This is a genomic window from Ekhidna sp., from assembly GCF_963691765.1.
In the GTDB taxonomy this organism is placed as follows: domain Bacteria; phylum Bacteroidota; class Bacteroidia; order Cytophagales; family Cyclobacteriaceae; genus Ekhidna.
The window spans coordinates 4365653-4378265 of sequence record NZ_OY829375.1 but is presented as its reverse complement, the minus strand read 5'-3'; the positions used below and the strand labels follow the sequence as shown (position 1 = coordinate 4378265).

Genomic DNA, 12613 nt, shown 5'->3' with positions numbered 1-12613 from the left:
CGTTTTGAAGTCCGCAAAATTAACCTTTTTGTGAGCTTTGACTTACTCTGTTTTCAACAATTTCCTCAATGATTTTCTTAGTGATCCTATAGTCATAACAGAATAGCCTATTACTACCTTTTCAATGATGCCTTCTCGATTCACAACAAAATGAGTAGGATAAGATCTTACATTTAATTCCAAGCAAAAATCTTTCACATCCGGTATTATCTGATAATCGAATGGTCTTCTTTTTAAGAACTTATTGACTACCTCGGTATTATCAAAAGTAGGTGCAAGAAAAACGACCTCATCACTACCATACTTCTCAACCATTTCGTTCATCTCTGGCATCTCCATTATGCATGGGCCACATCTGGAAAACCAAAAGTTGATTAATAAAACCTTTCCCCTCAGTTCTTCGCTTTTATAAATCGTCCCATCAAGTCCAGTGAGTTCAAACGAGGGGAATGGTTGGCCCTTCATTCTTTTAACTTCCTTTTTTGCTTCCTCAACTTGGCGAATCTGCTCTTCTGTGGGTTGTGCTAACGCTGAAAAGGATAGACTAACAATAATTATAGTAATGAGATTTTTCACGCTATGAATTTTGAATAATCAATTTAGCAACTTCCGGTTTGATGAGTTGATGGTGCTTTCTAGGAATGACATCAATTTTAAAATCACCCATCTTGTCAATCAAAGGCAAGATCTTATCGGGTTTTATTACATGATCTTTACTTCCTAAAATAATCCTTCTTGAAAAGGAATATTTATTAAATAGTCTAAAGAGTTCTCTTTTAGAGTAACCAAGTGTTTTAAAGTAATTCCAAGAGATGTACACACGTTTTCGGTTTTCTGCATCACCCATTTCCTTTCTTACAAAATCGCCTATGTATGGACTTACTAATTTATACTTCTCGTTAAAAGCTATAAGTCCTTCAAGTTTGTTAGGGTTAAGCATGATGTATTTGAAAAGCCACTTGGAATATGGTTTTGTTGCCAACTTAAACCAGATAGAAAGGTAAATCCCATCTGGTGCGATTAATGTTAAATATTTGGTTCTGTCTGGAAATGATAGCGCTGAAGATATCGCGAAACGACCTCCTAGACTAAAGCCGACAATTGAAAAATCTACTATACCTTCCTTTGTTAGAAAATTAGATAAGTCAGTTTTCCATTCAGATTTGGTGAGAATCTTGTAGGGGCGAATACTACTCCCGTGGTAATAAAGATCAAAAGCGTATACCGTATATTCTTCTTCTAGTGTGGTAATCCAATCATCAAATATCTGGTTATCCTGTCCAAATCCATGAAATGCCAATAATACTTTGGATCCGCCAGAATGTTTAGTGTAGGAGAGAAGTCCATTTTCAACTTTTATACTCGTCATGAAAGTGAAAAATGAAACATTTATTTCTGGATGAAAAAAAAATCTTAAAAAAGATGAACATTTTATGTTCCTTGACGTTATTTGCACTGTGGAAACTTTAGATAAGCTGAAAGTTTCCTGAGTATTAAGCATTAATTAATCGTAGGTAATCTGAATTTGGAAGCGAAGAAAAAGATATTGAATAGTGCGGAGGAGTTATTCATCCAATATGGGATCAGAAGTGTAACAATGGATGATGTGGCTAGAGATGCCTCTATGTCCAAGAAAACACTCTATCAGTATTTTGATAACAAAGATGGTTTAGTTTCTGAGGTTGCTTTAAATCATTTTGAAAAAGAGACGAAGGAATTTGAGGGGATATATGATCAGTCAACAGATGCCATTCACGAAATTTTATTGGTTTCGCAGTGCTTAAGAAAGCACGTCTATCGAATGAATCCTTCTTTATTATATGATATGCAGAAATATCACGGTAAGGCTTGGGACAATTACCTTGAGTTTAAACATTCGACCATTCGAGGGCACATAGAAAGAAACATTGAACGTGGAAAGAAGGAGGGTTATTTCCGAGAAGAATTAGATGCTAAAGTACTTTCGATACTTAGAGTTGAGGGAGTGCAACTTGTCTTCAATACCAAAATTTTCCCAAGAGGTGAATTCGATTTTCCAAGCGTTCAAATGCAAATACTCGATCACTTTGTTCATGGTTTACTTACAGACAAGGGAAGAAGTAAATACGAAGAATATATAAATCTAGAATCAACCAATCACATACTCTAACACTAAATAAATTAAGATTTATGAGATTAAAATTGCCTATTCAGCTTGTTCTATTCTTAGCAAGCGGCTACATATTTGGTCAGACGAACCAGTTTAATCTGGAAGAGTGCATGGCCTATGCTGTAGAGAATGAAGCCAATTCCATAAATGCGACTCTCGATGAAGAAATAGCGGCATTGAGGGTTAAAGAAACCGTTGGAATAGGGCTTCCTCAGATAAATGGATCTGCAAATGTTCAACACAATCCAGATCTGCCTAGGTTCTTCTCTGAATATAATCCAGGTTCCGGTTTCGGAATTTCAGATGATGACGCTCAATCATTAGGATTAGAGCCGGGAGACATATACGGCGCTACTAACTTTTTTCAATTAAAGTCAAACGGCGATGTAAATCTATCAGCGACTCAATTGATATTCAATGGATCATATATTGTAGGTCTTCAGGCAGCTCGCACTTATAAGAAGCTTGCGCGTAAGCAAAAAGATTACACTCAAAGTGAACTAAAAGCGTCAGTTGCTAAAGCGTACTTTACAGTTTTAATAAATGAAGAGAGACTTGTGCTTTATACCTCCAATTTAGATAGGATGGAAAAGCTCTTTAGCGAGACTCAGGAACTATACAATACTGGATTTGCAGAGAAAATTGAAGTTGACAGACTTAAGGTGACTTTAAATAATGCTCGGACTCAAAAGAGTAATTATGAGAGTCTGGCCGATTTATCAATGAAGTTGCTAAAGTTTCAAATGAATTATCCGTTGGATGAGCCTTTGGAATTAGAAGGTTCTATTTCGGATTTTGTTAATGGAGAAATTCAAAATGTCCCTCAGGATTTTGATTTGAATAATCGGAGTGATTATCAAACAGTTCTTACTAACAAAGAATTAGAAGAGCTGAATTTGAAAAATATTTATGCAAGTGGACTTCCAGTAATTCAGGCTTTTGGAACTTTAGGAGCATCAACACAGGCTGCATCTTTCGGTGGGCTCTTCAGACAGGATAGCAATTTCGAAGGGAATGCTGGAGTAGGGCCAGATAAATGGTATTCATATTCTGTCATAGGATTGAGATTGAATTGGTCACTATTCACTGGATTGCAAAGAAACTATCAGATACAGCAGCAAAAAGTTGAAATAAAGAAGTTAGAGAATACACTTACACAGTTTGAGACTCGAGTGAGAATAGAGGTGGAGCAGCAAGGAGTGCTTTTGAAAAATGCAAATGAAAATCTGGGTATTCAAAAAGAAAACATGGAGTTGGCTCAGAGCATATTTGATATTTCGGAAATTAAATACAAAGAGGGTGTGGGATCTAGCCTTGAGATAGTTAATGCAGATAATGAACTCAAGGCAGCACAGACCAACTTTTTCAATGCATTGTTTGATGCAGTTATTGCTAAAATAGATTTAACAAGAGCTATAGGTGAGCGAGACTAACACCTAACATTAACGACACAAAGATTTACTACATAGAAATTACTAAGATCATGCGTAAGATCAATCACATACTAACCTTATTCATCACTGCTACTATTGTAGCATGTGGAGGAAATGAATCTTCATCGATAAAAGATATAGTTGCAGGTGGAGATATTGAAAGCATCCAAGAAAAGAAGAAAGAACTATCGGCTCAATTGAGGCAAGTAGAAGGAGATATAGCTCTTCTCGACTCTGCCATTAGAGCTAGCTCTGGAGATGAGAATCTTCCATTGATTACAGCGCTAAAAGTGGAAGAACAAAAGTTTGTACACTTTGTAGAACTACAGGGAGATGTTACTACGAGACAAAATGTATTAGTATATCCTGAAGTGGCGGGTACAATGACTAAAGTCCACGTGACAGAGGGCGATCGAGTTAAAAAAGGTCAATTGCTCGCTTCAATCGATAATGGAGGTCTTGATAACCAACTGATTCAAATGAAGTCTCAATTATCACTAGCTGAAACTACTTATGAAAGACAAAAAAGGCTGTGGGAGCAGGAGATTGGTTCTGAAATACAGTATCTGCAAGCCAAGACCAATTATGAGTCTCAGAAAGCAGCAGTAGATCAAATAGAATCTCAGCTTAATAAGTATTCAATTCGTGCACCGTTTGCAGGAATCGTTGATGATGTAGTAAAAGATCAGGGAACAGTTGTATCTCCTGGAGGACCTGGTTCAGAAGTATTTCGAGTGATCAACCTATCAAATATGTACATAGAAACTGCAGTGCCAGAGTCTTATATCACGTCTGTTACTAAAGGAAAGCAAGTAAAAGTGTTCTTTCCGATTCTTAATGAATCAATGGAGTCTTATATCAAGGAGACTGGAAACTTCATTAACCCTAACAACAGATCGTTTACAGTTGAGATTCCGGTTACAAATAAGAGTGGTAATGTGAAACCAAATCTTACAGCTAGGGTTCATATCAATGATTATGAGAAAGAAGGTGCCTTGCTAATTCCTCAGAGTGCTATTTCTGAAAACTCTGAAGGTGAGCAATATGCATATATGGTAACTAACATTAGTAAAGACAATGTGGCTTTTGCTAAGAAAACAATCATCACCACAGGTAAAACTCAAGGTGATGTGATTGAAGTATTGTCCGGAATTCAAAATGGACAAAGTATCATTATCGAAGGAGCAAGAAGTGTGAAGGATGGACAAGAAGTTAAAATTTTAAACTATTAATTCTATGGCTACCGAAAACAGCAAAGTAGATAAGGAGTTTAAGCCGTCCTCGTGGGCGATTAGAAACCCCTCGGTGATCTATCTGATCATTGGACTTTTCTTACTAATCGGGTTATCAGCGTATAATGCGATGCCAAGAGAAGATTTTCCAGAGATCAAGGAAACAAAGGTCTATGTGAGTACTCCGTTCCCAGGAAACACTGCGGAGGATATAGAGCGATTAATTACCGATCCATTGGAGGATAAGATCAAGAATGTTAGTAATGTAACAGAGATCTTATCAACATCTCAGGAGGATTATTCAATTATCACCGTAGAGTTTGATGAGAATATCACAGTAGAAGCTGCTAAGCAAGCTGTCAAAGATGAAGTTGATGCTGAGAAAGCAAGTGAAGATTGGCCGCTGTTTAATAATGCTAAGGTTGAACCGAATGTCTTTGACTTAAAGCTATCTGAAGAACAGCCTATCATGAACATCAATATTACAGGAGATTATCCTGTAGATCGATTGAAAGAATATGCAGAATACCTTCAAGATGAAATTGAAGACTTGAAGGAGATCAAGGCGGCTGATATTAGAGGAGCGCAAGAAAAAGAAGTTGAAGTTGCCGTTGATATCTACAAGATGATGGCAGCAAAGGTGAGTTTCGAAGATGTACTCAGTGGAATCAGAAATGGTAATCAAACCATGTCAGCAGGTAACATTAAGGCAAGTGGACAGAGAAGAACTATTCGAATATTAGGAGAAGTCGAGGAGCCTTCTGAACTAGAAAATTTTGTGGTAAAGTCTGAAAAAGGAGATCCCGTATATCTAAAGGATATTGCTACGGTAAGCTTCGAGCCGGAAGACAACACTACATATGCACGCGAGTTTGGAAGTAGTGTGGTGATGTTGGATGTGAAGAAGCGTTCTGGAACTAATATGATCCAGGCAGTAAATAGTATCAAGGATATCATAAAAGATTCTGAGGAAAACTATTTTCCATCAGATCTTCAGATCACGATTTCTAATGATTCTTCCGAAAGAACTTTAAATCAGGTTAGTGACCTTGTAAACAACATCATTTTTGGGATCATTCTGGTGGTAACTGTTTTGATGTTCTTCCTAGGTTTTAGAAATGCACTTTTCGTAGGCTTCGCTATTCCAATGTCTATGTTCATGTCTTTCATGATTATAAATGCATTTGGATATACGCTGAATACCATGATTCTATTTGGTTTGATCATGGGACTGGGTATGCTAGTGGATAATGGTATCGTGGTTGTGGAGAATGTCTACCGATTAATGGAACAAGAAGGGCTTAGTAGAATTCAGGCTGCCAAGAAAGGGATTGCTGAGATTGCATTTCCAATCATGATTTCAACAGCTACTACTGTCGCAGCTTTCGTTCCACTTGGTTTGTGGCCGGGAGTAATGGGACAATTCATGCAGTATTTCCCGATTACACTTTCTATTGTACTAGGATCGTCACTTTTTGTGGCCATCTTCATGAATTCAATGTTGGTTTCTCAATTGATGGAAACAGGAGAGAAGGATCTTTCGCTCAAAGCGCTATGGAGACTTACTTTCATCTTAGTGCCTATTGGAATTTTCGTTATGATCGTAGGTGGACCTATGAGAGGATTAGGAACCCTGTTGATTTTTACAGCTATCATGTTCTGGTTATATAAGTACGTGATAAAGGGATTAGCGAGAGGATTCCAAACAAAGATTCTTACGAGACTGGAGAATTTCTACGAAAAACGAATTTCGCATGCGATACGAGGCAGCAATGTTTATTGGTATTTTGGTTCCACATTCGCTCTTTTGATACTTGTATTTGCTCTATTTCTTGGTTCGATGATGAGTGGTAATACTAAGGTTGAGTTCTTTCCAGATAATGTACCAAACCAAATCATCGTGTATATCGAATATCCTGAGGGAACTGCAATTGAAAAAACCAATGCGATAACTAAAGAGATTGAGAATAAGGTTTATGGGATTGTTCGTGATGAATTATATATCGTAAATGGTGAGAACTTATTGGTTGAATCTGCAGTGTCTCAAGTAGGAGAAGGAGCAGGTAATCCGTTTACCGACGGAGGTTCCTCTGCGGAAATGCCTCACAGGGGGAAGATCACAGCCTCCATGACAGAATTTAAATATCGTGAAGGTAGAGATTCAGAAAATCTAAGACAGCGTATTCAAGAGGCGCTTACAGGTATTTATCCTGGGGTATCCATCTCAGTTGAGAAAGATCCGGTTGGACCTCCTGCAGGTTATCCGATTAATATTGAAATAGAAGGTAAGGATTATGATGAATTGATTCAAACTGCTGAAAAGATGAGAAACTTCATCAATAGTAAAAACATAGCAGGTATTGAGGAGATAAAGATTGATGTGAACAAAGGCAAGCCTACTATGAATGTTGAGGTGGATCGTGAAAAGGCTGGAGAATTGGGAGTGTCCGTGGGTCAAGTAGGTCAGCAATTGAGAAGATCACTTTTCGGTGAGAAGGCTGGTATTTTCAAAAAGGATGGCGAGGACTATGATATCAATGTTCGATTCAATGAGGATTTGCGATACAACACGAGTGCCTTGTTCAATCAAAACATTACTTTCAAAGATCAAAATTCTGGAACGACAAAAGAAGTACCTGTTTCGGCTGTTGCTAAGCAAAAAAACACCTCTGGATTTAGTGCCATTAAGCACAAAGACACGAAGCGAGTGGTAACTGTATATTCAGGTCTCAAACCTGGTTTTACAGATGCTGGAGCTATTGTTGCTCAAATAGAGGAGGAGATGGGTAGCTTCACTGAATTACCTAGAGGTGTAAAGATCGACTATACAGGGCAGATTGAGGAGCAGAATAAGCAAATGGCATTCTTGATGGGTGCGTTCTTTACTGGCCTTGGTTTGATTGCCCTCCTGTTAGTATTCCAATTTGGTGGTTTATCCAAGCCGCTCATTATCATGATTGCGATTTTCTTGAGCTTGATTGGAGTATTTGGCGGATTAATGATGACAGGTTGGCCATTTGTGATCATGATGACCATGATGGGAATTATCTCATTGGCAGGAATTGTGGTAAATAATGGGGTGGTATTGCTCGATTACACCCAGATACTCATAGATCGGAAGAAAGAAGAGTTGGGTTTAAATGAGTCTCAGTTCCTAAGCAAGGATGAGGTAATAAAGCTAACCATTCAAGGAGGTAAAGCAAGACTAAGACCTGTATTGCTAACAGCGATTACAACAGTGCTTGGCTTAATACCGCTTGCTATTGGTTTGAATATTGACTTTTTCTCGCTGTTCACAGAATTTGATCCTAAAATTTATATTGGAGGTGACAACGTGATTTTCTGGGGTCCATTAGCATGGACAGTAATCTTCGGTTTGATTGTAGCAACCTTCCTTACGTTGATCATTGTTCCAGTGCTATTTACAATTTCTTATAGAATGAAGTATAGCATGTTTGCTAAGAAAGGCAACAGAGAGGCGGAGGCAGAGATGACTTACAGCAAAAAAGCAGCATAAAATGTATCAACCTTTCCGAAACATATACGTTAATAGAGATACATATTCTTCTACTAAAGAATATCATCGGTTAGGTTTAAGTTAATAGTAATTTCCCCTCGGATTCCGGGGGGATTTTTTATTATGAGTAGAGTTTATTTTGTCGTTTTCCTAGTATCCATTTACCTAATATTGGATATCTATGTTTTTATAGCAGTTCGCTCGATTACTGAGGGTTTAAATCCAATATGGAGAAGAGCCATTTTCGCTCTCTATTGGTTTGTTAGCATAGTTTCTTTAGTTGGTGTTCTATTATATAGGCAGATAGATCCGAAGCAATTAGGAAATTTAAGACTTTATATTACCACGTTCTTTTTTGTACTCTTCACGGGAAAGCTTTTCTCAACGGTTTTTCTGATGTTAGAAGATGTTAGAAGAGGTATCACATGGCTAGTAGACCTATTTCCTTTCGTTGAAGAAAAGCATTCAACCTCCAGGTCAGACTTCATGCAAAAATCAGCGCTAATAGCTGGAGCTATCCCAGTTGCAACCATGTCCTTTGGGATAATTTCGGGAGCGCATGATTACCGAGTAAGAAATCGGAAAGTTTATTCACCTAATCTGCCTAAAGAATTTGATGGCATTCGAATCGCTCAAATTTCGGATATTCATACCGGCAGTTTCTTTAATAAAGTGGCTGTTGAAGGTGGAGTCGATCTGCTCAATGCTCAAAAGCCTGATGTGGCATTTTTTACTGGGGATTTAGTGAATAATAAAAGCGAAGAGGCTAAAGACTATTTGGATATTTTCAAAAAAGTAAGTGCTCCACTTGGAGTATACTCTGTGATGGGCAATCACGATTATGGTGATTATACAAGTTGGGCTTCTCAAGAAGAGAAGATGAAGGATGTCCAAAACATCCATAAAATGCATGCATATATGGGTTATGATTTGCTTTTAAATGAAAATAGGACACTGAAAGTTGATGGGGAAGAAATAGCTATTCTAGGTTGTGAAAATTGGGGCAATGGAAGATTTGCCAAATATGGAGACCTGAAGAAAACGGTAAAAGGTTCAGAAGATCAGCAGTATAAAATTTTGCTATCTCATGACCCAAGCCATTGGGATGCTCAGATTAGACCAGATTTCGGAGATATAGATTTGACTCTGTCTGGTCATACACACGGGATGCAGTTTGGTGTTGAAATTGGGAACTTCAGATGGAGCCCGGTACAGTATAGATATAAGCAATGGGCTGACCTGTATCAAGAGGGTGATCAGTCGTTGTATGTAAATAGAGGGTATGGATTTATAGGTTATCCAGGAAGGATTGGGATATTACCTGAAATAACAATTTTAGAACTTAAGAGATCTTGAATAGGGGAGTCTATTTCTAAGATGTTATAATAACATCTTTCATGTCATAGGACAATAGGTGATTTTACAGGTGATTAGGTGAAAAAGGGGCTCATGCCCCTTTTTCCGTTTATTACTAATTTGGGTGATTCGTAAATTTTCCTTTTTATCTTTTCGCTCAAATCGGTACCTAATGATTAAAAAACTGAATCAACTACGCCAGTTTATTGAAGTCGATCTGTGGAGACTTAGACTAGGTTCTCTATCCAAACGAAGGAGAATTTTTTATGGATTTATTCGAGTTTGGGTTATAGCCATTAAGGAGTTTATTCGTGATAAGTGTGCTGAAAAAGCATCGGCATTAACCTACTTTTCAATGCTATCACTAGTTCCAGTGATAGCCATGATGGTTGCCATAGCAAATGCTTTTGGAGTTAGAGGGCTTATGGAACAAGAGCTTGCTAAATATTTCAGTGGACAAGAGGCTGTCTTGGAGAATGTTCTTCCTTTTGCCGATAAAATGCTGAGCAGCTCCAATGGTGGGCTTGTTGGAGCATCAATTGTATTCTTGATCTTCACTGTTATCAGGCTGCTAATGAATATCGAAGCTGCTTTCAATGATATGTGGGATATTAAGCAAAATAGAAGGTGGGAACGTAAAATCTCAGATTATGTAGCTGTCATACTTTTGGGGCCTGTCTTGCTCATTGTGGCAAGTAGTGCAACAATTTTTGTTAAAGACACAATCCAAGATCTAATTGCTAGTGTTGAGATTCTGGGACAGTTGAAATCTGGAATATTTTTCCTTCTTAAGTTACTTCCTTATACCATTCTTTGGTTGCTTCTATTTGGTCTTTACCTCATTTTCCCTAACACAAGAGTGCGATTTTGGCCGGCTCTTTTCGCTGGTATAGTTGCTGGAACCTTGTATCAATTAAACCAGCAGGCTTTCATCTCCTTACAGTTTGCATTTGCTAGATATGATGCGATTTATGGTAGTATTGCTTTCTTACCATTATTCCTTATATGGCTACAAATCAGTTGGCTCATTGTTCTATTTGGAGCTGAGATATGCTACGGAGTGCAGTATATTGATCAGTGGGAGATGAATTCCGAGAAGCTAAGAATTAGCCTCAGCCACAGAAAAAAATTAATGCTATTGCTTCTTTATAGAGTTGTCAAAAACTTCGAAAAGGCTAAGGGTCCTTATGCTTTGAGTGATCTAGCTGCCAGTGTTAATATACCTAGGAGGTATGTAGTTGACATATGTTTTGAGCTTGAAAAATCTAAACTAATAACTCGAGTTAATAGTGATGATGTTGCCTATCATCCAAGCTTTGATATAAACAAAATGGATCTGCATACTATTTTGGATAAATATGAAAGCGAAGGAATGGGGGACTTTGATCCAAGAAAGTCTGAAGCTTTTAAGAGCATTGAACATGCGCTAGTAAGCATAGAAGAGAAATGGAAAAATAGTGATAGTAATTCCTTAATTAAGGATCTATGATCTACGTTGTTTGAAAGACCAGGTAAACTCAAACTCAGAAACGACTGTTCCGTCTTTCATTTTCCCAACGGTCTTAAATGTTGCTTCAGCGGATTCACCAGTTTCAATGCATTTTTGGACAGCTTCGAAAGCTTTCGCACCATCCTCGCAAGTGAAGTAAACACGATCTGTCGCTTTCTTAGTGAATTTCGCCTTCAGATCTACAATTATAAATGAGACAGAAGGATTTTGACCCGTGATCGCTAGAAGACAAGGAGAAGCAGTTGAAAGTTCTGCCGCCATGCTTTGAACAGCAAAATAGATTGATTTGAAAGGATTCTTGTTTAGGTTCTTGAATGGGACGGATGTCGTACATTTTTCCTGCGTCAATTCTCTAACCCTTAAACCTGCAATCCATCCCATTGGGAGACTCTTCATCAGGTACAATGGAAACTTAAAACCACTTGTGACCTGACTTGCAAGTTTTTGTTGTTTAGGATTTAGTGTCATGCGATATTACTTTTTGTCCTCCTTTTCGAGAATTTTTCGCTTCTCTCTATTCATGAAATAGGACTCCATTGCACCTTCAGAGAACTTAACAAGAATGAACAGGAGACCTAATATTCCAATACTTACAAATTGAGTTTCAAAATATTGTTCGATTATTGGTTCTAGTAGCAACTGCTCCAATATGAACAACGTAACAGCTATTGAAAATAGGATGGTTGATGCTCTTCTTCCAACTTTTGCTTTTGCCAATTGATCTACTGTGTCGGCAAGCTGAATGTTCTTATCCTTGATTTCTTCGTTTTGTTCTCGAATTTGAAGATTAGCGTTATCAAGTTTTTTCTGAAGTCGATCAGAAACGCGGGTAATTACTTTGGCTTGAGCTACGAGCTCTTCGTATTCATCTGAGAAAGAGTCAAGATCTTCTTTGTAGATAGCATGTGTTTCGATCTTGGATCGAAATTTTCTGAGACTGTCAATCTCATCGTAGTAAAGCTCCTGATTTTTCTCCATTTAATTAATCGCGATCACAAATCGTCTTCCTCTATTTCAAAGAAATTAAAATCTAAATCAAGTAAGTCACTATAATCTTCACCTGCTTCCATCATGTCATCATCACCTTCCTCATAATACCAATTGATGGTAATGGTCTTTCCTGCGTTCTCTATTTTGCTAAGCCTCTTGAAAATGTCAAACAAACATTTGGAAGAACTAGTGTTAAAATATTCAAAAGCAATATTGGCTGTAAATGCCTGACCATCAGATTCCGCGAACTCATCCAGATTGTCTAACACACGTTGGTAAAACTGTATAGAATTTTCAGGACTAGATCTCCCTTTCATTTCCAGTATTCCTTCATCTGGATCAAAGTTGATCAGAGGAGTGGTACGTGTTGGTTCGATGATTACTTTTTCCATGAATTACTCTACGGTTTGTGCGTTAATCTTTTGG

General features: G+C 37.8%; 11 protein-coding genes. 6 read left to right on the top strand and 5 right to left on the bottom strand.

All coding sequences use genetic code 11. The features are described 5' to 3' along the window. Positions 1–42: 42 nt before the first annotated feature. Both ACY650_RS19355 and ACY650_RS19350 read right to left on the bottom strand, forming a co-directional pair. Positions 43–576: a TlpA family protein disulfide reductase gene (locus ACY650_RS19355; RefSeq protein ID WP_462250180.1), complete on the bottom strand. Its 534-nt coding sequence runs from the start codon at positions 574–576 to the stop codon at positions 43–45. Between the two features lies 1 nt (position 577). Further along, the gene (locus ACY650_RS19350) at positions 578–1369 is read right to left on the bottom strand and encodes an alpha/beta hydrolase (protein WP_462250178.1); all 792 of its coding nucleotides are present in this window, start codon (positions 1367–1369) and stop codon (positions 578–580) included. Between the two features lie 156 nt (positions 1370–1525). On the opposite strand from ACY650_RS19350, the gene ACY650_RS19345 reads away from it, so the two are divergent. The 6 genes from ACY650_RS19345 to ACY650_RS19320 all read left to right on the top strand — a co-directional run bounded on the left by ACY650_RS19345 (position 1526) and on the right by ACY650_RS19320 (position 11176). Next, positions 1526–2149 carry a TetR/AcrR family transcriptional regulator gene (locus tag ACY650_RS19345; RefSeq protein ID WP_462250176.1) on the top strand — a complete coding sequence of 208 codons (624 nt, stop codon included), beginning with the start codon at positions 1526–1528 and terminating at the stop codon, positions 2147–2149. 20 nt (positions 2150–2169) lie between these two features. Beyond that, positions 2170–3582: a TolC family protein gene (locus ACY650_RS19340; RefSeq protein WP_462250174.1), complete on the top strand. Its 1413-nt coding sequence runs from the start codon at positions 2170–2172 to the stop codon at positions 3580–3582. A 50-nt stretch (positions 3583–3632) separates the two neighbouring features. Next, on the top strand, positions 3633–4814 hold the full coding sequence (locus tag ACY650_RS19335; RefSeq protein WP_462250172.1) for an efflux RND transporter periplasmic adaptor subunit: 1182 nt from the start codon (positions 3633–3635) through the stop codon (positions 4812–4814). A 4-nt stretch (positions 4815–4818) separates the two neighbouring features. After that, positions 4819–8331: an efflux RND transporter permease subunit gene (locus ACY650_RS19330; RefSeq protein ID WP_462250170.1), complete on the top strand. Its 3513-nt coding sequence runs from the start codon at positions 4819–4821 to the stop codon at positions 8329–8331. 123 nt (positions 8332–8454) lie between these two features. Continuing rightward, positions 8455–9687: a metallophosphoesterase gene (locus ACY650_RS19325; protein WP_462250168.1), complete on the top strand. Its 1233-nt coding sequence runs from the start codon at positions 8455–8457 to the stop codon at positions 9685–9687. A 172-nt stretch (positions 9688–9859) separates the two neighbouring features. Then, entirely contained in the window at positions 9860–11176 is a 1317-nt protein-coding gene (locus tag ACY650_RS19320) for a YhjD/YihY/BrkB family envelope integrity protein (RefSeq protein ID WP_462250166.1), read from the top strand. Here ACY650_RS19320 and ACY650_RS19315 read toward each other — a convergent pair. From ACY650_RS19315 to ACY650_RS19305, 3 genes are read right to left on the bottom strand one after another with little or no spacing between them, the layout of a single operon-like run. Next, positions 11171–11665 carry a thioesterase gene (locus tag ACY650_RS19315; RefSeq protein WP_462250164.1) on the bottom strand — a complete coding sequence of 165 codons (495 nt, stop codon included), beginning with the start codon at positions 11663–11665 and terminating at the stop codon, positions 11171–11173. The two genes, ACY650_RS19320 and ACY650_RS19315, sit on opposite strands and share 6 nt — an antisense overlap. A 6-nt stretch (positions 11666–11671) precedes the next feature. Beyond that, a complete protein-coding gene (locus ACY650_RS19310) occupies positions 11672–12175 on the bottom strand; it encodes a hypothetical protein (protein ID WP_462250162.1) in 504 nt (167 codons plus the stop codon). 14 nt (positions 12176–12189) lie between these two features. Continuing rightward, complete coding sequence (locus ACY650_RS19305; RefSeq protein WP_462250160.1) at positions 12190–12579, bottom strand: DUF1987 domain-containing protein; 390 nt, start codon at positions 12577–12579, stop codon at positions 12190–12192. Between the last annotated feature and the right edge of the window lie 34 nt (positions 12580–12613).

Bases quoted from the DNA above. Each gene is read 5' to 3' on its own strand.
- ACY650_RS19305 (WP_462250160.1), bottom strand. From the start codon at position 12,579: ATGGAAAAAGTAATCATCGAACCAACACGTACCACTCCTCTGATCAAC.
- ACY650_RS19325 (WP_462250168.1), top strand. From the start codon at position 8,455: ATGAGTAGAGTTTATTTTGTCGTTTTCCTAGTATCCATTTACCTAATA.
- ACY650_RS19335 (WP_462250172.1), top strand. From the start codon at position 3,633: ATGCGTAAGATCAATCACATACTAACCTTATTCATCACTGCTACTATT.
- ACY650_RS19330 (WP_462250170.1), top strand. From the start codon at position 4,819: ATGGCTACCGAAAACAGCAAAGTAGATAAGGAGTTTAAGCCGTCCTCG.
- ACY650_RS19315 (WP_462250164.1), bottom strand. From the start codon at position 11,665: ATGACACTAAATCCTAAACAACAAAAACTTGCAAGTCAGGTCACAAGT.
- ACY650_RS19310 (WP_462250162.1), bottom strand. From the start codon at position 12,175: ATGGAGAAAAATCAGGAGCTTTACTACGATGAGATTGACAGTCTCAGA.
- ACY650_RS19340 (WP_462250174.1), top strand. From the start codon at position 2,170: ATGAGATTAAAATTGCCTATTCAGCTTGTTCTATTCTTAGCAAGCGGC.
- ACY650_RS19320 (WP_462250166.1), top strand. From the start codon at position 9,860: ATGATTAAAAAACTGAATCAACTACGCCAGTTTATTGAAGTCGATCTG.
- ACY650_RS19350 (WP_462250178.1), bottom strand. From the start codon at position 1,369: ATGACGAGTATAAAAGTTGAAAATGGACTTCTCTCCTACACTAAACAT.